The 22,904-nt window shown below is 64.9% G+C and carries 22 protein-coding genes; 11 read left to right on the forward strand and 11 right to left on the reverse strand.

Features of this window, described 5'->3' with window-relative positions; genetic code table 11:
* Positions 1–83 precede the first annotated feature (83 nt).
* Positions 84–1,241, forward strand: coding sequence for a glycosyltransferase family 4 protein (locus BV210_RS05820; protein WP_077205725.1), 1,158 nt, complete (start codon positions 84–86; stop codon positions 1,239–1,241).
* 30 nt (positions 1,242–1,271) lie between these two features.
* Here the strand turns inward: BV210_RS05820 and BV210_RS05825 are convergent, their stop codons facing one another.
* Both BV210_RS05825 and BV210_RS05830 read right to left on the reverse strand, forming a co-directional pair.
* The gene (locus BV210_RS05825) at positions 1,272–2,273 is read right to left on the reverse strand and encodes a DUF1616 domain-containing protein (RefSeq protein ID WP_077205726.1); all 1,002 of its coding nucleotides are present in this window, start codon (positions 2,271–2,273) and stop codon (positions 1,272–1,274) included.
* 62 nt (positions 2,274–2,335) lie between these two features.
* Complete coding sequence (locus BV210_RS05830; RefSeq protein WP_157525874.1) at positions 2,336–4,552, reverse strand: hypothetical protein; 2,217 nt, start codon at positions 4,550–4,552, stop codon at positions 2,336–2,338.
* A gap of 119 nt (positions 4,553–4,671) precedes the next feature.
* Between BV210_RS05830 and BV210_RS05835 the strand changes: the two genes are divergently transcribed.
* From BV210_RS05835 to BV210_RS05845, 3 genes are read left to right on the forward strand one after another with little or no spacing between them, the layout of a single operon-like run.
* Positions 4,672–6,123: a DUF58 domain-containing protein gene (locus BV210_RS05835; RefSeq protein ID WP_077205728.1), complete on the forward strand. Its 1,452-nt coding sequence runs from the start codon at positions 4,672–4,674 to the stop codon at positions 6,121–6,123.
* Positions 6,120–6,608 carry a hypothetical protein gene (locus BV210_RS05840; RefSeq protein WP_077205729.1) on the forward strand — a complete coding sequence of 163 codons (489 nt, stop codon included), beginning with the start codon at positions 6,120–6,122 and terminating at the stop codon, positions 6,606–6,608. Before BV210_RS05835 ends, BV210_RS05840 begins: the two co-directional genes overlap by 4 nt.
* Positions 6,605–7,522 carry a hypothetical protein gene (locus BV210_RS05845; protein ID WP_077205730.1) on the forward strand — a complete coding sequence of 306 codons (918 nt, stop codon included), beginning with the start codon at positions 6,605–6,607 and terminating at the stop codon, positions 7,520–7,522. Before BV210_RS05840 ends, BV210_RS05845 begins: the two co-directional genes overlap by 4 nt.
* Before the next feature lie 27 nt (positions 7,523–7,549).
* On the opposite strand, the gene BV210_RS05850 is transcribed toward BV210_RS05845, so the two are convergent.
* The 3 genes from BV210_RS05850 to BV210_RS05860 all read right to left on the reverse strand — a co-directional run bounded on the left by BV210_RS05850 (position 7,550) and on the right by BV210_RS05860 (position 9,990).
* The gene (locus BV210_RS05850; protein ID WP_077205731.1) at positions 7,550–8,542 is read right to left on the reverse strand and encodes a MoxR family ATPase; all 993 of its coding nucleotides are present in this window, start codon (positions 8,540–8,542) and stop codon (positions 7,550–7,552) included.
* A gap of 99 nt (positions 8,543–8,641) precedes the next feature.
* Positions 8,642–9,715, reverse strand: coding sequence for a DUF4350 domain-containing protein (locus tag BV210_RS05855; protein ID WP_077205732.1), 1,074 nt, complete (start codon positions 9,713–9,715; stop codon positions 8,642–8,644).
* Positions 9,712–9,990: a hypothetical protein gene (locus BV210_RS05860; protein WP_077205733.1), complete on the reverse strand. Its 279-nt coding sequence runs from the start codon at positions 9,988–9,990 to the stop codon at positions 9,712–9,714. Before BV210_RS05860 ends, BV210_RS05855 begins: the two co-directional genes overlap by 4 nt.
* Positions 9,991–10,217: 227 nt before the next feature.
* On the opposite strand from BV210_RS05860, the gene BV210_RS05865 reads away from it, so the two are divergent.
* Both BV210_RS05865 and BV210_RS05870 read left to right on the forward strand, forming a co-directional pair.
* Positions 10,218–10,616 carry a hypothetical protein gene (locus BV210_RS05865; protein WP_157525876.1) on the forward strand — a complete coding sequence of 133 codons (399 nt, stop codon included), beginning with the start codon at positions 10,218–10,220 and terminating at the stop codon, positions 10,614–10,616.
* A gap of 130 nt (positions 10,617–10,746) precedes the next feature.
* Positions 10,747–14,580: an ATP-binding protein gene (locus BV210_RS05870; RefSeq protein WP_157525878.1), complete on the forward strand. Its 3,834-nt coding sequence runs from the start codon at positions 10,747–10,749 to the stop codon at positions 14,578–14,580.
* Positions 14,581–14,735: 155 nt separating this feature from the next.
* Here the strand turns inward: BV210_RS05870 and BV210_RS05875 are convergent, their stop codons facing one another.
* Both BV210_RS05875 and BV210_RS05880 read right to left on the reverse strand, forming a co-directional pair.
* Complete coding sequence (locus tag BV210_RS05875) at positions 14,736–15,152, reverse strand: SWIM zinc finger family protein (RefSeq protein ID WP_077205735.1); 417 nt, start codon at positions 15,150–15,152, stop codon at positions 14,736–14,738.
* Between the two features lie 244 nt (positions 15,153–15,396).
* The gene (locus BV210_RS05880; protein ID WP_077205736.1) at positions 15,397–16,332 is read right to left on the reverse strand and encodes a transcription initiation factor IIB family protein; all 936 of its coding nucleotides are present in this window, start codon (positions 16,330–16,332) and stop codon (positions 15,397–15,399) included.
* 315 nt (positions 16,333–16,647) lie between these two features.
* Between BV210_RS05880 and BV210_RS05885 the strand changes: the two genes are divergently transcribed.
* From BV210_RS05885 to BV210_RS05900, 4 genes are all read left to right on the forward strand, one after another.
* Entirely contained in the window at positions 16,648–17,367 is a 720-nt protein-coding gene (locus BV210_RS05885) for a nucleotidyltransferase domain-containing protein (protein ID WP_077205737.1), read from the forward strand.
* Complete coding sequence (locus BV210_RS05890; RefSeq protein WP_077205738.1) at positions 17,360–17,845, forward strand: hypothetical protein; 486 nt, start codon at positions 17,360–17,362, stop codon at positions 17,843–17,845. Before BV210_RS05885 ends, BV210_RS05890 begins: the two co-directional genes overlap by 8 nt.
* An 84-nt stretch (positions 17,846–17,929) precedes the next feature.
* Entirely contained in the window at positions 17,930–18,187 is a 258-nt protein-coding gene (locus BV210_RS05895) for a hypothetical protein (RefSeq protein ID WP_077205739.1), read from the forward strand.
* Positions 18,187–18,606 carry a type II toxin-antitoxin system VapC family toxin gene (locus BV210_RS05900; RefSeq protein WP_077205740.1) on the forward strand — a complete coding sequence of 140 codons (420 nt, stop codon included), beginning with the start codon at positions 18,187–18,189 and terminating at the stop codon, positions 18,604–18,606. The genes BV210_RS05895 and BV210_RS05900 overlap by 1 nt, the downstream gene beginning before the upstream one ends.
* 70 nt (positions 18,607–18,676) lie before the next feature.
* Here the strand turns inward: BV210_RS05900 and BV210_RS05905 are convergent, their stop codons facing one another.
* From BV210_RS05905 to BV210_RS05910, 3 genes are all read right to left on the reverse strand, one after another.
* On the reverse strand, positions 18,677–19,138 hold the full coding sequence (locus tag BV210_RS05905) for a hypothetical protein (RefSeq protein ID WP_157525880.1): 462 nt from the start codon (positions 19,136–19,138) through the stop codon (positions 18,677–18,679).
* A gap of 336 nt (positions 19,139–19,474) precedes the next feature.
* Positions 19,475–19,756, reverse strand: a complete 282-nt coding sequence (locus BV210_RS19775) for a helix-turn-helix transcriptional regulator (RefSeq protein ID WP_157525882.1) — start codon at positions 19,754–19,756, stop codon at positions 19,475–19,477.
* Between the two features lie 189 nt (positions 19,757–19,945).
* Positions 19,946–20,884, reverse strand: coding sequence for an ImmA/IrrE family metallo-endopeptidase (locus tag BV210_RS05910; protein WP_077205742.1), 939 nt, complete (start codon positions 20,882–20,884; stop codon positions 19,946–19,948).
* 586 nt (positions 20,885–21,470) lie between these two features.
* Between BV210_RS05910 and BV210_RS20205 the strand changes: the two genes are divergently transcribed.
* The gene (locus tag BV210_RS20205; protein ID WP_172824880.1) at positions 21,471–22,133 is read left to right on the forward strand and encodes a CAP domain-containing protein; all 663 of its coding nucleotides are present in this window, start codon (positions 21,471–21,473) and stop codon (positions 22,131–22,133) included.
* Positions 22,134–22,179: 46 nt separating this feature from the next.
* Here the strand turns inward: BV210_RS20205 and BV210_RS05920 are convergent, their stop codons facing one another.
* A complete protein-coding gene (locus BV210_RS05920; RefSeq protein ID WP_077205744.1) occupies positions 22,180–22,827 on the reverse strand; it encodes a DUF6735 family protein in 648 nt (215 codons plus the stop codon).
* Positions 22,828–22,904: the final 77 nt, after the last annotated feature.

Genomic DNA, 22,904 nt, shown 5'->3' on the forward strand with positions numbered 1-22,904 from the left:
CGGACTGAGATACGGTCACGTCCTTCCCATTACGAAAGCAGAGCGTTCAAGGAGTTGTCGGGAGAGTATACAGACATCTGTCGATGAACGTATGTTTTGTAAGTAATGTGGTATATCCCTTCGTCACTGGCGGCGCACAGAAGCGCGTCCACGAGATCGGGACACGCCTCGCCGAAGAGGGCCACGACGTCACCGTCTACGGCCGGCACTTCTGGGATGGGCCGAAGGAGATGACCCACGAAGGGATGACCCTCCGCGCCGCAGCGCCAGAGGCCGAACTCTACGAGGACGAGGGACGGCGCTCGATCACAGAGGCGATCGACTTCTCGGTCCGCCTGCTCCCGACGCTCCGGCGGCATATCGACGAGCACGACCTCGTCGTGGCCTCTGTCTTCCCCTACTTTCCGGTCCTATCCGCAGAACTCGCGACGCTCCCCGGTGACACGCCGCTGGTCACGACCTGGCACGAGGTCTGGGGCGACTACTGGGACGACTACCTCGGCCGGCTGGCCCCCGGCGGGAAACTCGTCGAGCGCGTCACGGCCCGGGTCCCCCAGCACCCGATCGCCGTCTCGGGCGTCACCGCCGACAGCCTCGCGACGATGGGGCCGGCCCGCAGCGAGATCGATGTCGTCCCGAACGGCATCGACGTCGAGCAGATCCGGGGCGCACCCCTCCCCGAGGATTCCTGGCGAGCGGACGGCGAGCCCGGGTTCGACGTCCTCTTCGCCGGCCGGTTGATCGAGGACAAGCGCGTGGACGTCCTCCTGGAAGCCTTCGACGCGGTCGCGACCGACCACGACGCCACGCTGGGCATCGTCGGCGACGGCCCGGAGCGCGAGCGCCTGCAGCACCTCGCGGACGACCTCGACACCGCGGATCGGATCACGTTCCTCGGCTTCCTCGAGGAGTACGAAGACGTCCTCGGACACATGCGCGTCGCAGACGTGTTCGCCTCGCCCTCCACGCGAGAGGGGTTCGGCATCACCTACGCGGAGGCGATGGCCGCGGACTGTCTCGTCGTCGGTGCCGACCACCCGGACTCGGCCGCCGACGAGGTCATCGGCGACGCCGGCCTGCTGGCCGAGCCGACGGTCGACGGCGTCGCCAGCGCGCTCCGATCGGCCCTCTCGGGCGAACGCCCGGCAACCGACCCGACGGAACGAGCCGAGCTATTCGACTGGGACGCCGTCGCGGAGCAGGCCGAATCCGTTTACCGCCGCGCCGTCGACTCTGCGTAACGACCGCCCGACGACGGCCCCCACCGCCCCTCACCGAGTCACGTTCACCCAGAGATGCAGGTCCCGGTAGGCCGTGGCCTCGGAGGCGTCCTCGGGGGCTGAGCCCCTGTACAGCAGGTACTGCAGGCGCAACCGCTCGCCGGTCATCGTCGGGTCGATCGACCGGCGCTGTTGCCAGCTCTCGTTCGCCGCGATTTCGGGCGTGGTGAACCGGTCGATCTCCTCGCGGTCCAGCACCCGTGTCGAGTTGTTCACCGTCTCGACCCGCTGGAGCTGGACCACCACCGCATAACGCGTCGGCTCGTGTTCGTGGTTGCCGACGCCGACGATCACCGACTGGCTCTCACCCACCGTGAAGTTCTGCGGGTAGCCGTCTGCGACCCGATCGCCGTCTTCGTTCTCGGTCAGGAGGTAGAACTCGGTGAACCGCTCGCCGTCCGAGGGGACCAGCACGGCGTACCCGACGGTCGAGACGGCCAGCAGAAGAGCCACCACCAGCAGGACGTTCAGCGCCGCGTCCGCCCGCGAAGCGGGCTCGAACAGCTCCCGACGCCCCGCCGCCACCCACGACCGGTAGGGCACGCTGAACCGCTCCTCGGGGGGCAGCGCCCACCGACGCACGGCGGCGAGCACGACCGAGCCCGTGGTCACGGCCCCCACGGCCAGCGCGACGGGCAGGAGGCGGATGCCCCACGGCGTGAAGTTCAGCGCCAGTCCGAGCAGTGGGACGACGGCGATACTCAGGCCGAAGGAGAGTGCCACACGCTCGAGGCCGTCGATGCCGCTCTCCCGGGCGTCCTCGTCGTCGACCGGCGTCGACGCCTCGGGGAAGAGCGCTGCCAGCAGCGCGTAGCCCGGACAGAAGAGCACGAAGGGGAGCCCGACCACCACCCGCAGCGGCGTCTCGCGAACGCCCGGGACGGTGACCGAGAGCAGTGTCAGGACCACCAGCGCGACGACGGCCGCCAGGTCGGCCGGTAGCCGCCGTACTGGCCGCGGGAGCATGAGCCACCAGGTCCCGGAACGCGACATTGGCGTGACTGTTGCTCGGACGAACTGAAAAAGCGACCGGTTACGAGGGCGACAGGACCCCCTCAGTTGCCGGCCGCCTCGCGGTCTTCGAGGATGGTGGCCGCCCGGTCGAGCGTCCGCTCGGCCCGGTCGGTCGGGACCGGCGACTGCGCGAACGCCGCCCGCTCGTAGCTGTCGATCACCTGCTCCAGTTCCGTGCGGTCGCTCTCGTCCAGCGCATCCGTCACGGCCGCGTACACCTCACGGTGCGTGCCGTCCGCGGGGACGTCGTGCTCGGCTGCGAGCGCGTCCCGCACGGCCGCGTACGCAGCCATCACGGCCGCGTCCGTCTCACCCTCGTCGAACCGCTCCCGTGCCGCGGCCAGCGGTGACGCGTCCCCGGTCGACTCGGTGTCCGCCCCGTTCTCGCTGGGTTCCTCGGTGTCCACCGCGTTCGCGACGACGATCGGGTCGTCGTCCGACCCGTCCCCTGCTTCCCGTTCTCGCCAGAGGTACGCGGCCGCTCCACCGAGCGCTACCAGGACCAGCAGGACCACGGCGACGATCGGGAGAAGCCAGCCGGAAAGGAGTGACCCCGTCCCGTCGTCGCCGCCGTCGCCACCAGCACCGTCGCCACCGACCCCGCCCCCGTCCTGCTCGGCCGGTCCGAGCGTCACGGTCGCGTTCGCCCGTGAGGCCTCGAGGTTCGTCCCGTCAGCCTGGTAGACGACCGACACCGACGCGGTCCCGTTCGCCGCCGTCGGGGTGCCGGGGACCGACGCCGTCGCCGCGAACCGCCCGTCCCCGTCGGTCCGTACCGTCGTCGCGACGCTCCCGTCCACGAGCACCCTGAGCCGCTGTTCGGGGACGGCCCTGCCCTCGGCCGTCCGGAGCGTCCCGTCCACGTCCACCGACTCGGTGCCGTTCGACTCGGCGTCGAGCGAGAGCGACGTCGGCGTGGACTCGACCGTCACCGTCGCGGCCTCGCCCGCCGCGGTCAGCGCCCGGTCGTCCTGCGCGACGCGGGCCGCCACCGTCCGGGAGCCGTCGAGCACGGTCGCCGGCACCGTCGCGTTCAGCCGAAACCCGCCGTCCGCGTCGGTCCTCACGACGCCCAGGCGCTCGTCGCCGAGCGTCACTTCGACGGGCACGTCGGGCGCGCCGACCCCATCGGCACCGACCCGCCCGGTGACGGTGAGATCGTCCGCGAAACTCACCGTCGTCGGTTCCGGGGTGACCGTCACCGACGGTTCGACCGGTTCGATCGTCGCGTCGACGGTGTCGGTCGAGCGCAGGTAGCGCGACGCGTCGGCGGGCGCGAACGCCACGTCAAGCGACTGTGACCCGACCGGTTGCGTCGTCGGGCGAAACTCGAAGGAGAACCGGCCGTCGGCGTCGGTCGTCGTCGTCACGGACCGGCCGGCCACGGTGAACCGCGTCCGGTGGTCGGCGACCGCCGTCCCGTTCTCGGTCGCGAGCCGTCCCGTGATCGTCAGCGGATCGTCGAACGAGGCGGTCCCGTTGCCGGCCTCGACCGTCAGCGACGTGCCGACGAACACGGCCGCCTCGATCGCCGACTGCTGGCTGCTGACGTTCTCCTGGAGTCGCTCGATGGTCGTGGTCGCCTCGGACAGATCCGCGTTCGGCGACTCCGAGAGTCGGCCGTAGAGCCGCCGCAGCGAGGAGCCGTTGTCCCGGATGCGCTGTGCCGGCTCCCTGAGAGTCCGGGCCACCATCCGCGCGCGTGTGGCGTTCCCCTGCTCCCTCGCCTCGCGGTATCGTTCGAACCCCTCGCGATACCGTTCGACTGCGTCGACAAACGACGACTGGTTCTCCTGTGCTTGGCCGTACGTCTCGGCCTGCTCGTCGTCCTCGTCGCCGTCGGTCTCGCCGGCCACGTCGACGAACTGGTCGAGTCGCTCGTCGTACCCGTCGCCCAGAATCTCCGACGCCTGCTCGTACTGCCCCTGGCTCAGGTTGATCGCACTGCCCCCGAGCCGGTCGGCGAGTTCGCCCTGCAACCAGCGCGACACCGCCTCGAGGTCGCCCTCCGACCCCGCCTCGTCCGGGTCCTCGTGTCTCGTCGACTCGTTGTCGTCACCGTCCGATTCCTGCGCCGCGGCGACGCCGACCGGCGCGCGCCAGCCGTCCGCCGCCGCACCGACCGTCGTGTCCCCCGCGGCCCCCACCTCGGCGATGGCCGTCCCACCCTGGGATTCCGACGCCGTGAGGGCGCCGGGGACCCACCAGCAGGTGGCGACGAGCAGCACCGCCGCGACCGCAACTCCGAAGCGTCTCACTGTTACCGGCCGTTAGCGGACGGGACTATTATTTCTTACCAGTTTACTGTGATATGATCGCCGGATCGCCCCCTGTCGCATCCAGAACCTTCAATTGCGCGCCCATTCATCCGGCGGACATGGAACCCACGCGCCGCTGGTGGGGGACCGTCGCCCTGGCGGCCCTCCTCGCAGCCGGTGCGGCCGTCCTCGACCGCCCGCAGTTACTCGTCGGTACCGTCGGCCTCGGCGCGTGGCTCGTCGCCGCACAGGCGAGTTTCGTCCGCGACGTCCACGCGCTTCAGGAGACGCTGGCCGTCGACCAGACCGTCGCGCCCGTGCGACTCGCCGTCGGCGACGACCTGACGCTCTCGCTCACCGTCGAACGGACGGGTCCGACCAGGCGGTCCGTCTCGGTCACCGCCGCCGCACCTGCGGGGGTGGCCGGCCCCGAACGGAGCGACCGGACGACCGTCCTCGACGCGGACGAGTCCGACGCCGCTACCGCGTTCACCGTCACGCCGCAGGTCGTCGGCGAGACCCAGTTTGGGTCGCCCACGGTGACCGTCACCTCCCCGCTGTTCAGCTCGGAGTTCACGACGGGCGGAGCAGTCTCGGCGACAGTCGGCCCCCGCGGCCCGACCGACGTCCACGTCGGCGAGGGTGGCGACCGCTTCGCGGCTCCCTTTGGGAAACACGCGGCCGGCCAGTGGGGGAGCGGCCTCGAACTCTCGAACGTCAGGCAGTACGTGTCGGGCGACGACGCCGACCGGATCGACTGGAACGCGACCGCGCGACTCGGCGAGCCCCACGTCGTCGAGTACGAGTCGAAAGTCGACATCCGATGGCTCCTGGTGGTCGACCGCCGGCCCTCGATGGCCGACGGTCCCCCGGGCGAGACGAAACTCGACTACGCCCGACAGGTGGCGCTCGGGACGCTCCACGCAGCCCAGAAGACGAACGACCCGGTCGGCCTCGTCGCCGTCGGCTCCGAGGGCCTGACCCACCGTGAGCGACCCAGCGCGGATTCGACCCACTACGCCTGGCTCCACTCGCTCGTCCGCAGCCTCGACCCCGTCACCGACGCGAGCGCGTCATCGACCGGGAAGACACGTCGGACGCCCCAGCGCGCCCGGATCGACGCCCGCACCGCGGCCGCCCGTCTGGAATCTGACGACTCCCCCTTCGCGAGCGCGCTCGGCCCGTTCTTCGACGAGCCGGGACCGACGGAGGAGACCGGCAGGGAGACGTCCCTCCACGAGACGCTCACGCAGGAGCTCGCGCGACTGCGGGGCACCGTCGTCACGATAGTGCTGACCGACGACACCCGCCGGGACGAGTTGCGGGAGACGGTCGAGGCCGCCCAGCACAACGGGGAGCAGGCCGTCGTCTTCCTCACGCCGTCCGTGCTGTTCGAGACCACCGGAATCGAGGACCTCGACGACGCCTACCACCGCTACGTTCGCTTCGAGGAGTTCCGTCGCAGCCTGAGCGGCGGCAGTCGTCGGGGGACACGAGTCTACGAGGTCGGCCCGCGCGAGCGCGTCGAGACGCTGTCGAACACGGCGAGTAGACGGAGGGCCAAGCGATGAACGGCGTCGTGCCTGCCGACGTCACCGACCGACTCGGCCGTCCCGGCGCGTACTCGCTGGTCGCCGGGTTCTTCGTCGCCGTCGTGGCCGCGTGGGCGCTGTACTGGGTCGGCGGCCCGCTGGGGGCCGCAGGTGGCGTCGCGCTCCTCGCCGTCTGGGTCGCGACGACCCCACAGTTCGCCTTCGCGATGGGGCAGGTCGCCCTCGTCGCGAGCGCCGGACGCATCGGCGACCCCCAGTTCGTCCTCGTGGAAGTCGCCCTGTTCGCCGTCCTGGTCACGCCTCCGCACCGCTCGCGGACCGACTGGCCGATTGTCGCCGCGACACCGGTCGCCGCACTCGCGTTCGGCGGCCTCGCCTGGTGGACGCAGACGACCTGGAACCGCACGGGACTGACGGCGGCCGTGGTCCTCGGCGCCATCGCCACGGCGGCGTATCTCGGCCACCGCTACGAACTCGTCGGCCTCGGGAGGGTTCGATCGTGAGCACCGAGTCCGACGGCTACGAGGGCGCCGCCGACGAGCCGACAGCGGCCGGGGACGATGACGAGGCGCTCGCGGCGCGGGCCGCCTACCTCGCCGAGGAGAACCGGCGACTGCGCGAGGAGTACCGCCGTGCGCGCAAGCAGGAGTATCACCGGACCGGGCTCGGCTTCGCCGGCCTCGGACTGCTCGCCCTCGTCGGCGCTCTCCTGTTCCCCGGCACCCGGGACGTCCTCTTCGCGCTCGCGGGCACCGGGCTCTTCGTCGCCGTCCTGATCTACTTCCTGACCCCCGAGCGGTTCATCGCCGCCTCCGTCGGCCAGCGCGTCTACGACGCCTTCGCCGACTCGATGGCCGGCCTCGTCGCGGACCTGGACCTGCAGGAGACCGGCGTCTACGTCCCGACGGACGCCGACCGGGTCAGGCTCTTCCTCCCCCAGCACGGCGCGTACGCAGTCCCCGAGGGGGCCGACCTCGAACGCACCGTCGTCGTCGCCGCCGACGACCGGCGTCGCGGCGTCTGCCTCTCGCCCACCGGCGACGGCCTCTACGAGGAGTTCGAGCGAGCGAGCGCCGCCGACCCGGCCACCGATCCCGTCGACCTGGCGGCCCAGATCGCGGACGCACTCGTCGAGGTCCACGAACTGGTCGATAGCGCGACGACCGACGTCGACCGCGAGGCGGGACGGCTCGCGCTCGAAGTGACCGGGAGCGCCTACGGGCCGGTCGACGGAATCGACCACCCCGTCGCGTCCTTTGCGGCCTGCGGCCTGGCGCGAACGCTCGACGTGCCCGTGGAAATCGAGGAGGAAACGGGCGACCGAGACGAAGAGGAGTCGCTGGTCGTCTGCTCGTGGGATCCCGAGGCGGTCGACGTCGACGACGAATCCGGAGTCGCGGACACGGAGACAGCGTGACCGGCGGGACCGCGTACCCGCTGAGAGCTACCCGTCCCCGTCCGTGACCGCGGTCGCACGCGGTCCTTCGAGGTCCTCCGTGCCCGGCGGTGACACCGACTCGACGGCGTCCGTGACGACGGTGGTCGTCGATCGGTTACTCAACTCCGCTTCGGCCTGCAGAATGACCCGGTGGCCGAGGACGTTGTCGGTGAGCGCTTTCACGTCGTCGGGGATGACGTACTCGCGGCCGTGGATCGCCGCCCGGGCCTTCGAGCCGTCGAGCAACGCCAGCGTCGCCCGCGGCGAGCCACCGAACTCCAGATCCGGATGTTCGCGCGTGGCCGCCACCATGTCCCGGATGTACTGTTTGATGGAATCGTGGACGTAGATCTCGGCCACGATCTCACGCGCCGATTCGATGGCCGACGCCGACGCGACGGTCGAGACCGACGACGGCCCCAGTTCCGGGTCGTCGTCGAACCGGTCGAGCATCGCCAGTTCGTCGCTCTCGTCCGGCAGGTCTACCCGGAGCTTGAACATGAATCGGTCGCGCTGGGCTTCGGGCAGCTCGTAGACCCCCTCGAACTCCAGGGGGTTCTGCGTCGCGACGACCATGAAGGGCGACGGCAGCGCGAACGTGTCGCCGTCGATGGTGACCGTCTCCTCTTCCATGGCTTCGAGCAGCGCGCTCTGGGTCTTGGGCGTCGCCCGATTGATCTCGTCGGCGACGACGATGTTCGCGAACACCGGCCCCCGCTGGAGGTCGAATTCACCGGTCCCCTCGCGGTAGATGTGGGTTCCCGTCACGTCCGCGGGCAAGACGTCGGGCGTCATCTGGATGCGCGTGTACTCCAGTCCCGTCGCAGTCGCGAAGAGGTTCGCGACCGTCGTCTTCGCCACGCCGGGAACGCCTTCGAGAAGCACGTGTCCCCGGGTCAGTAACGCCACCGTCAGCCCCTCGACGATCGTCTCGTTCCCGACGAGCACGTTCCCGACCTCCGACTCGAGCGTCGCGTATAACTCCTCGGGGTGGACCATTACAGGTACATTTCGGACGCGACGTAAAAACGTATCTGCTCGAACGGACGTCGCGGTCGCCGTCCCGTCACCCGGTCGTCGCCCCGCAGTCGCCTCCCGTCAGTCGTCCCGGTCGCCCGGGGACGCGTCGAGATCGGTGTCGACCAGCCGTTCGACCCGGTCGCGGTCCCACTCCGGGTGACGGGCCGCGACGTGTTCCAGCACCGCCTCGCGGGAGACGACACCGTCGTCCTCGAATGCCGGTCGGTGGCCGCGCAGTCGGGCGAGACGCGTCCGGCCCCTTTCGAGCAGCGACGGCCGGGTCGTCCACACCGCGAGGGCGAAGATCGCACTCGTGCCGACCAGCAGTTGCGCGAGCGGTGTCTCCCGGAGCACCAGCACGGCCATCGCCAGCGGCGGCACCGGCTCACCGTGTGAAATGTCTACGAGCACGCGGTCGTCCTCGTCGACCAGCGTTCGGACGAACGCACTGTTCCCCTCCCGTTCCTGCATCGCGTTGATGAAGACGCTCGGGTCGCCGACGACGACGACCCGGCCCTCGCCAACGGATTCGCTCGTGGCGACCGGGTGCGACCGGAGCGACTCGCTGTCGTCGAGTTCGCCATTTTGGTTCCCGTCCAGATAGCCGTACGGCGACGTTGCGACGAGGACGGTCGACCCGTTGGGATGCACGGCCGTGCCGTGGTTGAGCGTGAGCGACTCGACGCCGTCCGCTGCCAGCTCGTCGGACACGTTGGTCGCGTCCACCAGCGCCGGCGACCGGTAGTAGTTGCGCTCGTCGCGCAACGACCGGCCGTCGACGCGCGCCGAGGCGTTCACGGCGTCGAGGAGTTCGTTTCCGTTGGAACCGTAGTCCTCGGCCACGACGAGCGTTCCCCCGTCCCGGACGAACGACCGGACCGCGGCGGCCTCGTCGGTCCCGTACTCACGGTCCGGGGAGAGGACGACGGCGACGGTCCCGTCCGGATCCACGGACCCGTAGGCTGCAGTCGCCCTCGCGAGGTCCCACTCGGCACCGGCCGATTCGGTCTGGGCACGTAGTTCCGACGTGCCATCCCACGACGGGTTGTGCGGGGCGTACGCCGCCGTCGAAGTCGACCCGGCGAACACGACGGCCGTCGCGACGACGACGGCGAAGACGGCCAAGCCCAGTCGGTACCAGGGTGTGCTCATCCGACCACCCCCGGCGGGAGGATCTCGAGGATGCGTCTGACGACGACCGCTGCGAACACCAGCAGGCCGACGGCGACGATCCATTTCAGCCGCGACCGCCAGCGCGGCGTCACGTTGAACGGTGCGGTGAGTTCGACGACGACGAGAAAGCCGATCAGCGAGACGACGAAGAAGAGTTCGAGCGTCAACGCACCGAGTATCACGAGGAGGCACAGTCCCGTCACCATCCAGGCCACCTGTCCCTGGACGAACTGTACCCGCCTCGGCGTCGTCATTACGAATCAGTCCCGGTCCGACCGAGTTAAAGGTCCGGTCATCAGACGGGACGGCCCTAAACAAAACGAGAATGGCGTCTGTCCAGAGGTTGGGGAGCGTGGTAGACCCTGATGCTGATTTCTGACGCAATAGAGGAATTTACCAGTTGGTTCGGTGCAACTAACAACCTGAAAAACAAGAACTCGTATGTGGGATGTTCAAGTCCTCTCAAGAGCCAAAGCTGATGATGTCCACTTTGACGACATATTGGAGGATCGAAGACACGTATGCGCACTCCTGGTCGGCCACGTGGGGAGAGTTCGAGGTATGGCGGTACCGGGTCGAGGATCACTTTAAACCCGCACTGCGAGACGACATTGACCAGCTAAAGGACACGTTCGCGGCCGAACCGTCCTTTCAGGACCACACGTATATCTTCGATATCGAAGAACCGCCAGAAAATATCACAGACATCCTGATCGAGGCGATCGGGTCAGATCTGGCGTCGAAGTCGATCGTCAGTGCAACCACAATCCCGCTGCATTCAGAAGCCCATATCCTCGAGGCAGGGCCAGAGTCCGAATTCACAGATAAATCGGAGTTCCGGTCGACACTTCTCGACTACGGCTTGATCGAACGGGATTGAGTAAGACGGTACTCACCTGACTCGCACACGGCGGGGCAGGGAACATTTCTCGCGACCAAGTTTGAACGAGTGCCAAAACAATTTAATCCAGTCGGTGAGGAGAGAAACCAACCCACGAGGTCGGTAGTACGTGTTCCCGCGACTGGACCTCCCATCCCTCCAGACGACAGCACAGGCAGGCGCTTCGACCACCAGTGAGCACTCCGCCACAGGGCCAGGGTCAACTGACCGGCCGCTGCCAGCAGTCCGAGACGAGCCACAGACACGGCCGTATATCGAGATTCGGCCGACCGATACGCCGCTGGATCCCCGGACCGTCGCGCAGGGCGTCGATATTCTCGTCACGGCGTTGCAGGAGGCGAGCCAGGACGGGCTCTGGCACACCCTAACACGCTCCGTGCAACGGCCCCACGTCGAGTGGCTGCTCGTCAGTGACGGCCGTTCGGATGCACAGATCCGGTATTTCGTCGGGACGGACGACCAGGATTTTCTCCCGGACGTCAAACACGTGCTCCGAACGGCGCTCCCGGACTCCTACGAACTGCGGGAGGTCGCATGGCACCCACGCCAGATCTACGAACAACTGCCGGTCGCGACCACACCCCAGGACTGCCATCCCCATCCGGCAATCACACCGGCTCGCCCGTACGTTGCAGGCGTCGAATATCGTGGCCGCGCGAAGCGTCGGTCCGACTGGCAGGCACCGCTGGTCCCCTTCGAGGAGATCGTCGACGACAGTCAGTCCACACGCCAGCACCGCGACCAGGACCGGCGTGAATCCCGGCGCGTCCCGCTGGCGACCCTGATCGAAACGATGCGCGAGGCCGACGAACCCGTCATCTACCAGGCTGTCTGTCGGTCCTGCGCCGACTGGACGGGCGATCAACACTCCTACCTCCAGGACCTGCAGGAGGGAAATCAGTGGCTCCTCGATGCCATCTTTCCTCGCACTCGCGAAGAGAAACGGGCGTACGAGCCATCCCCAGAGGAACAAGCACGCATCGACGCGATCTCGGACCGCGATCCGACGCGGTCACTGCTGCTCTCGGCACGGGCAGTCGTCCTCACCCGAACTGAGCCGGCCGTCGCCAACAGCATAGCGCGTGAGCTGACCAGCGTCTTCGGCCACGTCGGCACTCGGTTTCACGAGGTTCGAGGCCATCTCCGGACGGACGACGAACTCCATCCCGCGAACCGCCAGCCACCGGGCTCACAGATCTTCCAGGACCTCGTCGATCGCACGGTCTACCCGGCGACGTACACGGATCCCCAGACACGGCTGCCGACTGTTCCGGCCACCAGCCGTGGGCTCGTCGTGGGCCCACCGGAACTGCCGAACTTCTCGCTCCTCGGCGGGGACGGACTCACACCGGACGGCAAACGGGCCCTCGGGACCCGGGCACGGGAGCGGACTGGGGTGTCGTTGCCCGCACCGGACCTGTTGGCCCACTACATGGGCCCAGGCATGTCGTTGTGTATGCCGCTGACCCACGACCGTGACCCATACGGACAGCCACTCTCGCTCCCGCCAGCGGAGCAAGATCGCCATATCGTCGTCGGCGGGAAGACCGGGTCGGGCAAGTCCATTCTCGTCGAGCGGGCGATGCTCACGAACGTCGACGCCACCGCTGGCCTGGACATCCTCATCGATTCGAAGGGTGGGGGCACTGCCGAAGAGTACCTGCGAGCCCACTACGCGCGACACGGTGACCTGGACGACGTCCGCTACTTCGACTGTACGGAGGTGTTGCCGGCCCTGTCGTTTTTCGATATTCGGGCGCTGCGCGAGGCCGGGATCGCCCACGACGAGGCGACAGCTCGGGTAGCCGGGCAGTACGAGGAGATTCTCAAGGGACTGATGGGCGCCGACCGGTACACCCGGGCCGTCGACGCACCGAAGGTCATTCGCAACCACGTCAAGGCCCTGTTCGACCCCGTCCACGGCGAGGAGACGTACGGACACGACGACCTCTATGCATCCCTGCGCCGGACGATGGAGATGGAAGCCCCACCAACCGTCACGAACGACGGGCTGGAGGAGTACTTCGGCAACCTGGTCGAGCGCGACCGCGAGGTCTTCCAGAAGGTACTGGGTGGGGCCGTCGGTCGCGTCGACACGATCGCCACCGACGAGCGCCTCGCGTCGGTGTTCAACCACACACCAGACGCGGGCGAGTCGACGTTCGATTTCGGGGAGCTGCTCAACGAGGACCGCGTCGTCATCTTCGACTTCGGTGGCATGGAGGATCGGATGAAGCGGACGCTGACACTGGTGTTGCTGTCGAATCTCTGGACGGCGCTGAAAGCCCGGACCGAAGCTGCCGACGCGGATGCGCATCTGCCACTGGTCAACCTCTACCTAGAGGAAGGCGCCGACGTCGCCGAAACCGAACTCATGGATACACTGCTGTCGCAGGGCCGGTCGTTCGGGCTCTCCGTCCTGTTGGGTGTGCAGTTCCCCGAGCAGTTGAAATCGTCCGATCCGACGACCGATACCTATCTGGAGGCCCTCAACGACGTGGCTACGACCGTCGTCGGCAACGTCTCGGTCACCGAGGATCTCGCCGAGGTACTCGCCACCGAGGACATGGATCCCCAGGCTGTGGCTCGGCGGCTCAGCGCACTCCAGCGCGGGGAGTGGTTCGTCCAGCCCGCCGCACCCTTTGGTGAGCCACGGCCCCGTCCCTTCCTCGGGAAATCGCTGTCCCCACCAGCCGGCCACCCGGCAGGTGACCAGCCGTTAGCCGACAGCGAAGCCAGTGCCTTCGAGGATGCATTCGAGACAGTGTGTGACCGGACGCGAGAGACGGCTGGCTTGGCGCATGCCGACGCTGCCTCCGTGCCAGCCCCGGAGGAAGATGGGGACGACGAGACACCCACGGACCCGACGACCGACCCGGACGCGACGGTCGCAGAGATCACCGATCCGGACGTCCGGATCGACTCGCTCCTGCCACACACCAAGCGGCTCCCGAAATGTGTCGCGTACGATGCCGACGCCCACAGCCTCCGGTGTACGGCCTGTGACAACCGTTACGATCCGACGATCGACGGGATGCGGGATGCCATCGAGTGCTGTCACTCACTCGTCGATATCGACCGCGATGACGTCCCTGTCTGTGAGATCAGTTTGAAGCTCTCGCCCGCGGAGATCGAGACCTCCGAGTGGTCGGTGACACAGCTACTGTTCCTGCAGGCAGTGTACAACGCCCAGCAGCTTCGCTTCGACGAGCTCGAATACGACCTCGTCCGCGATAGCATGCTCCGGCTTAGGGAGTACGTCGGCATCGAGTACGACGCCGTCCTGGAGCTGGTCGATGCGGGCATCCTCCGGGACCACGGGAAAGAACCCCACAAGCTGTACTCAGTGGCGCCCGAGGGTCGCACCGTCATCGGCGAGAGTTACAGTCGCGGCGTCGAGTTCGGGCACGGGGCTGGCGATCTGGAGGAGTCCGCCCAGCACGTCCTGCTGGTGGAGTTGCTCCGGCGGTATCTCGTCGACGCGTTCGAGGACGACCCTGAGTCGGCCGTCGAGCAGGTCGTCCCCTACTACGAACTGCAGGAGGGAGAGGCCCCTGCCGCATCGTTCATGGGTGATGACGACGACGCGTCGGAGGTCGAATCGGTCGAACGGCGTCGGCTAGACGTCGCCGGTCTCGATGCTGATGGGAACGTGGTGGTCGTCGGTGAGGCCGAGCGGTTGAACAACGACAGCCACGAGGCGATTCCAGCCGACTACGACAAGATGGCTGCCTGCGACCCCGAAGAGGCGATCTGGGCGACGCTGACGCGGAAGGACGCCCACGAGGTGCTGGAGACCCTCAATGATCCCGCTGACGGGGACCCGCGGGCCGAGAAAACCTACAGTAAGAACACACCGGCCCGGGACATCAAGATCGACACGCCAGGGGCGACGGAGATCTACCCAGTCAGCTATCTGCGACGGTTGCTTGAGGAAGAGTGATTGAGTTTAGTCCGGAGTCAATAGCGGAAAATCCAGGTCTGTCAATTCGGTCGTGGCTGCGCGCGCAGCGAAGCGAGCACGGAGCGGAGGGTGGGGCGGTGGGCCGTGGGTGGTCTGGTCTACATCAAAAAGAAGAGCCACCGCCACTGCAAACATTAGTCCGGGAGGTCCCGCCGCCCTGTCCGGACACACTCCCAGCAGGGGAAGTCGTCTCTGAGCTCCTCACAGTCACAGTCGTTGTCGTCGTCGGACACCTCCGACTCACGCCCATCCTCGACTGCCGTCCCACCATCCGCTGCAACCGTCCCAGCGACTGCCGCATCTAACACCGGCTCCCGGATGGCCACCGCAACCCGATGCTTGCACGCTCCATCGAGGTGAGCATCGGCCGGACACTCACACGCGGCTGGCAGTCCGTCCTCGATCGTCACCAGGTACTCGTGGTCGGCCGGGTTTTCGTGACTACAGTTCTGTACCACGACGCCGTCGTCACTGATCGCGAACTCGAAGGCTTCGTACTGGGCTCGCTTCGCTACTCGGGTCGTGAACTCCAACTGTTCCAGAGGATTCATCGAATCAGGGCACTCGCGAGAGCGCCCACCCATCGGGGCGCGCCACAACCCCACGAATAGCTGCCAGATGTCCCAGAAATAGCACACCGCTGTCCGAGTCAGGGGATCTCGTAGCGAGCGATCTCCGACGACCCACACTGCTGACACGACTCGGCCTCCCCGTCGACTGGGGTTCCACACCGCCGACACTCGAAGATGACTGAACGGCCTGCCGTGCCGAGCAAAACGCGCGACCAGAACCCCCTCATTTCGTCTGCAACAATCGCTCACAAATCACATTGCGGTGCCCCCGAACTGTGGCTGCACAGACGTCGGCTGCATCAGCCAGATCAGCCTGCCGGACGTCGATCCCACGTTGACGTGCCGCGACTGCCAGACAGCCCGCTGCGAACCCGGCCGGATGTCGGCCCGACACAAGACCACGCCCCTGGGCCTGCTCGGCGATGTCTGTCGCGACACACTGCGTTTCCGGTGAGATATCCAGCGCGGACGCCAGCTTCGGGACGAACGCCGCCGGCTGCTGTGGGGGAATCTGCAACCCGAGTTCGCGCTGCAGGACCAGGTACGCGTTCCGCACTCGTGATTGGCCGACACGGGAAACGGCCACGAACTCATCGATCGTCCGGGTCTGGCGTGCACACCGACAGGCTGTGTACACACAGGCCGTCGCCACCGACTCGATGGCCCGCCCGGGGAGGAGGCCCGCATCCTGTGCCGTCCGGAACAGCGTCGACGCCTGCTCACGGATGCTCCGGTCCAGACCCAGCGCCGCGACCATGCGCGCGATTTCGGTACAGCCATGGCCCAGATTCCGCTCGGCTTTCGACTGCCACTTCCCGCGCCGATGCTCGCGTCGCAACCGCGCCAGTTGCCGTCGTTTCCGCGCCGAGAGCGTGTTGCCTCGCGCGTCACGTTCGTGGCCGATCTCCGTCGAGAGCCCACGGTCGTGGCGCGTGTTCGTCAACGGCCGTCCCGTCCGCACAGTCGGATACTGCTCGTCGTCGGATCGTGGCCCACGTCGATCGAGGCGGGCGCGTTCGATGAGTAACCCACAGTGCTCACACCGTGTTTCGCCAGCGTCGGTGATGATCTGTCCATTGCACTCCGGACAGTCCTCGGTCGGACACTGTCCGGCCGTTACCTCGTCGAAGCCATCTGCGTAGATGTCTCTCGTTGCCATCTCGAATCAGCGCGACCACTGTGTGTGGCCCCGCACCCCTTCTGGGGCCACAACCCAACACGCTCGCACTGCGGTCTCAGTGGTGCTGCAAACCGCCTCCTACGAGGGTGGCATCTCACGAGCGGGCAGATTGTAGCAACACCTGCCGAAACGACGTGACCGACAGGGCGAGTGCCACTGGGCCGTCCGAAAATCGGCGTCTTCGGGATCGCGAGGATCGGAGATTCTCGAACGACTTGACCCCGAGACGCTACACGAACCACGTCATTCCAGAGATCGTAATGGTTTTCAAGTTATCGGACACTCTTAGTGTATATGGGCACTGGAGGTGACCAGTCTGTTGGATTGCACCTCTCCTTCCCGTTTGGTGAGGAGCAGGTGTTCCGGTACGAGGCAATGGAGGACGTGCTCGAGCTTCTCATTCGCAATCCATTCAGGGAGTTCTCTGTGCGTCAACTGCGCGACATCACGGATAACGGCTCGAAGACGACGTCGCGTGCGGTCGACCTGCTCCAGCAGCTGGCACTCGTGCGCGTCGACGAAAGTGGACGCAGTAAGCGTGTGCGCGTGAACCGCGAACGGGTTATGATCCCGGACGAGCCACTGTTCACGCTCCCTCAGGATGAATTCCGCGAACCGGTACGAGCGTTTGCCGAACGGGTTCGCACAGAGGTGCCGTCGTTTTCGGCACTGGTCGTGTTCGGAAGTGTCGCACGCGGTGATGCCGACCGTCGCAGCGACATCGACGTCTGGATACTGATTGACAACGACGACGATCTCCTACAGGCGCGGCGCACAGCCACCGACATCGCCGTCGATCTTGGTGAGCAGCGATTCGGTGACGAAGGGCACCGGTACGAGTTCGAGGTGTTGGTCGAATCCGTGGCGTCGGCAGCGAGTCACGGCGAAGCGGACGATGGGATCGACGAGGTGCTGGCCGAGGGCGTAGTGATCGAGAATTCCAGCGCTTTGGGACGCGTGAAAGACGTCGTGTTGGGCGATGCCACTGCCGAAGAGGTGGTCGGCGATGAGTGATGCGGATCCTTGCAGCGACGCGTTGAGCGCCGCCGTGGCGGCGTTCAGCCGGCGCGGCAGCATTGAACCAGGACTGGACGTCGAGGGCGAAGCGCTTCTGCAGTTGCGGAAAGGATGTCGCATCTTAGACGGAATTCGAGCGCTACGGGACATCGACCGTCACCATACGCTGGTGGTTGAGGGATCGTTCGCCGCGCTCGAGCGGACGGTACAGTTCTATGTGGTCGACAGCGAACTCGCAGAAACAACCGATCTGATAAACCACGAGGACACCTTCGAGTACGGTGTGCAGGCTGGCGTGTTCTCAGAGTCGACGAAAGACGAACTGGTTGAACTCTGGCAAAACTACCGCAACGGAACATACTACCAGCAGGAGCGTGCGACCGCGGAGCAGGCCGAAGCGATGCTGGTATACGCCGAGTGTATGCACGACCATATCCCGAAGCTTGCTGGCCGGAAACACGACTGCATCTGTTGATGTCGAAAACCGGCCATGGTAATGTTAGAGCCAGTCTCTGGGCACCGCGTAGGACTTATACTACAGTAGTACATGTAATACACCATGGGAAGCGTCAGTTTCCGTGTCCCCGACGAGGTGAAAGCACGGATGGAAGAACACGACGAGGTAAACTGGAGTGCAGTGCTCCGTGACCACATCGAGGAGGAACTACACAGTCTGGAATCGCGGAATATCGCCCACGCGGTTGCGACCAGCGAGCGATTGAGCAGTGCCATCGACGCCGACGAGGTGGCGACGACCAACACAGCGGAAACGATCCGGGAGTTCCGCGACACCCGATACGGAGAGGAACGGACCTGATGGCGGACATCGTCGTCGACACCAGCACTGTCGTGAAGTGGTACATTCCCGAACAGCATCACGAACAGGCCCGCACACTCCGCGACGATTTCCTCAACGGAAAGCACGACCTGTGCGCACCGGCGCTCATGCCCTTCGAGGCGGTCAATGCACTCAACTACAGCGGCCACTACGATGGTGAACGACTCCGCGAGGCCGCAAACTCACTCGACAACTACGGTATCGAACTCGTCTCGTTCGGGTCGGTCGGCCCCATCGCGGAGATTACGAATGCCGTTGACATCACGGCCTACGACGCTGCCTACGTCGCACTCGCCGTCGAACGAGATGCGACAGCCTACACCGCCGATGGAAATCTCTTGCAGGATCTAGATGGGAGTGAGTACGAGGACACCGTCGCCCACATCCAGACCTACTGAGTGCTGAGTTGCGTTTCCTGCTGCATCCAGCCTCTGTATCTTGCACATCACTCCCCGCTTGATGAACTACTTAGTCCGCTTCGTCCTCAGCCTCTGTCAGTAACTCAGTCAGCCTGTCGCGTCTAGTATCAAGATCGTGCTGGTCGGCGATATCGAGTGCGGCGAGAACGGCCCCATCGTTCGTGATCCCATCCGCTGCGAGTTTCCAGAGTCGGGTGACTGCGGCCGCTTCGTCCGTGTCGCACCGATGGAGATCGGGAACGAGATCGAGACTCAGTTGCTTCCAGTCAGTGGCTGTTCCAGTGAGTTCTAACGACCAGTCGTCGATAGCTCCGTCACGCTGGTAGCCGTCCATCGCGTGATCGGCGAGGAGATCGTCGACGATCACGGGCTTGCAAACAGTTGGGCCGTTCCCGTCGAACATTGGATCGACGACTGTCTCGAACGCGTCAGCCGACCGGATCTCCCGTTCGATGTGCAGGCTAACACTGTCGTGCTCCGCGAGGATACTCGCCGCCTCGTCGTCGCTCACCTGCCGGGTGAACGTCGCGGGTCCGGACGCAACGACTGTCAGTTCCGGCACCGATGTGTCTGGTGTTGTCTGTGCGTGTGTGGTATCGGTCGTGGATTCGGGTACCTCCGAACTCATCGTTTCTTGAGGGCATTGCTCCCTCCGCCCATGGAGGGGAGACAAAAACATGGACGCTTGGAGTAGATCAGAATGGACACGTAGCTGTATGCTTAGGGCGACATACAACGGTTCACATACAGATCCTTCGCCCCTCAATTTGATTAGTACAGGGTCTTAGAAAATCGTAAACAGAGAATAAATCGAGTTTCTGGCAGCTTAAAAATTGACCAAATATGATTATCCGAGAAAATGGGCCTCTAGATGGTGATCTGACCAATTCTCCATATTGTCGAATTCTTCGTCACATTCCGGACAAAAATGCGTATCTTCTGTGTTTTCTGTGTCTCTTGTCTGGTGTACTGTCTCCACGTCTCGTAGAAGATTCCTACGTGATAAATAATCTGCAACTAGGGCAGGTGATGTATCGGCAGCTTCAGCGATCTCCTTGGTTGACCAGCCCTTCTCTATATAATATTCCTTGAGAATGCTCCTATCTCTCCAATTTGATATGTCAGACACAACCTAATAATAAAACTCTAATTATAAGTATGTGCTGAACGACGGCGTGTTTCTAACAGTCGGTTTTCAGACACACTGAGCAGGCGATTCATTCCCGGACCTCTCGAAATCAATCACCCTGGGAATTGTTCTATGACAGCCTGTGAATACTGTTCAGGGTTCAGAAGTCGATGAGGCGTGTGATCGCCGCTACGTTGTGCTGTCCCCCAGTTGGTCGTTGACTGCGTCGATAACCGCCGTTGCCGTCGTACTGATCCGCTGCAGTCGGTCAGTTATGGTGTCTGTCTCTTCGTCAGCCCACGCCGCCAGGTAGAACGCGGCGTTACGGGTATCGAGTCCGAAGTACCGACCGACGACGTACGCCACTGCTTCGGCCTCGACCTCTCGTTTCGCCCGTTCGCTGTCGTCGTTGACCTGAAAGTGCAACAGCGCGTGTGCGTACTCGTGGATCAGTGTCGTCGCCAGATCCGCGTCGTTCGCTCTATTCTTTGCCTTCACGACTGGCCACTCGTCCCGTCCTGACTGACTACAGACACCCTTGGCACCCGGCTGGGACCAGTCGGACTCAGCCACGATCTGAACCTCGACATCGAGAGCGGACGCAGCCGACTGTAGTGCGTCGACCAGGTCGGCTCCATCGCCGTACGTCTCAGTGTCGAGCTCCGGGAGCGGCTCACCTTCGGTCTGGGAGACGTCGAACACTGGTGCGGGCTTGAACCCGACCAGCCCCTCGTCCCACTCCTCCGGTGGTGTCTCGTCGTACTCACAGTCTGACTGGTCGTGGTAGCTCGGCGAGTTCTCACACTCCGGGCAACGCGTCGTGATGATCGGTGCCCAGACCCAGATGGCCGACTCGCCCTCTGTGACGTGTCTGTCGAACTCTTCCTGCCAAGTCCGGTAGCCCGCGACCTTCGTCGCCTCCGGACACTGCTGTTTGATCAAGAGCGTATTCCGATGCGAGTAGTCGTGGAACCGACTCTGGACATCCAGCCACGCCTGGAACTCCGCGCTGGCCTGTGCGTCGTCGACGAGGTCGGTGAGGTCCTCGACCCACTCGTCGATGGTCGCTCGCATCTGTTCGTCACGCGTCTCGCGGTCGTCGAATGTCGTGTTGTCACTAGTCGCCATCTCGAATCAGCGCGACCACCGCGTGTGGCCCCGCACCCCTCGGGGGCCAATAATAGCTACAAACAGCGTCGTTTGCCCAGGAGCGGTGAAAATCTCGTATGGACGCCCGCAAACTTATTTCTCAACACGATAAGGTGGTGACAAGATGGGTAATCGGCATCGACGCAGGCATCACTACTCGCCCTGGGAGGTCGTCACAACGCTGACCGTACTCTTTTCGCTCGGCATTCTGGGGCTCCGCGTCGCCGGGTCCGCACCGATTACCACCAACGCCGTAACTATGATCGTCATCACTGCCGCAGCCGTTGCGATCGGAGGCTATATTCTCCACTACCTGCTCCGGCCCCTCCGAGATGTGTGCAGCCGTGTCTGGCGATGGCTTCTGACCACGCTGGCCCCCGGCCCCGCCTCACCACGATCCTGTCCATCGTGTGGTCAATACATCCGGAGACAGGGTGGAGATTCCGTCCTCACGTGCCACAGCTGTGGCTGGACAATTGGAATCCCTGGATTACGACTGGTCCGACGGTCCCGACATCTCCACACAGGCATTGAGACCCTGGGACGATGGCTGAGCCAGACCGGGATGGTCGTGCTTGGCTTTGCGATTGTTGTGGTGCTTATCGCGAACGCTTTCGGGACCGGTGTCGCACCACTCGATGCCGCCGCGTACAACCTTGTCAACGACGACACAACGACTGCGTCACAGGTCCACGACGACATCGGTGGCATCACGCCACAGCAAGAGTCGGATGACACCACCACTGGTGGATCTGACGACACTGAGATGCAGGGTGGCCTGGATCGAGCGAACCTCGAGCAGAGAATTCATGCCGAAATCAATAGCGTGCGTGACGACCACGGATTGCCGCCGATCTCATTCGATACCGACCTCCGGAAGATCGCCCGCTATCACTCCAAGGACATGGCCGACAACGAGTACTTTGCCCACGAGGCGCCCAATGGTGAGACGGTGGAAGATCGGTATGCCAAGTTCGACTATTCCTGTCGTGGGTCGGGTGAAAACATCCTCTACACCTATTACGAGGAGCGAATCGACACGAAGCAAGGCGAAGTCTATCACTCCTCACCCGACGAACTGGCCGAGGGTGTGGTCACCCAGTGGATGAACTCGCCAGGCCATCGGGAGAACATCCTTCGATCACGCTGGAACCGAGAGGGGGTCGGTGTCTACGTCACCGAAACCGAGGAGGGGACGCGTGTCTACGTGACGCAGAATTTCTGCTGAGGAATCGGTTAGTCTCCGACCACAGTCAGTTGAGAGAGACGGATGTCTACACGTTCGTGGGTGTTCGATGCGAGTGTGTCCGAACGAGGAGTTCATGCCGATGGCCGGCCCATGATTCCAGCATCGTCTGCATGTACTCCATCGCCTCGTCGGGCGTGAAGATGCCGCGATCCACCATGTCGCCGACGACGGCTTTCAGCGCCCGGAACTCACCCTGAGCAGCACCGTCACCCACCGGCTCACCATCGACCCACCGCACCGTCCGGAGCGCGCCGTTCCCGACCGTTGGTGCGTCAGTAACCGTCTTGCAGTCGTACGTCAGCCCGAACCAGTGCGTGCGGTAGGCCGTGACGTCGAAGTCCTGGGCGACTTCGAAGAACGCCTCGTGGTGCAGAAAGTCGAGGTACTCGGTGACGATCTCGTCTTTCGTGAGCCCGATGGCCATCGGGTTGTGGTTGACCTCGGAGGCCAGAAGATTGGCCTCGCGAACGTACCGCGAGACTGCCTGCTCGTCGGTGCTGGTTCTGAGCGTCCGGCAGAGCAACTGGTGGGTCTCCTCCGCTCGGTCACCGCCGAAGGGTGTCTCGGGCGTGATGTCGTGTTTCAGTCTGAGGTTGCAAGCGCCCCAGTGGCTGTAGTGCAGGTTGTACGATCCATCAGGTCGTTCGTAGGCAACGAGTGCACGATGTCCCATTTCGATCACACGGGACGGGTGATCGCCCCGCACCCCACGGGGGCGATCACCACTATGCAGTTCGCAGATTCGCCACC

This window comes from Halorientalis sp. IM1011 (genome assembly GCF_001989615.1).
Lineage (GTDB): Archaea > Halobacteriota > Halobacteria > Halobacteriales > Haloarculaceae > Halorientalis.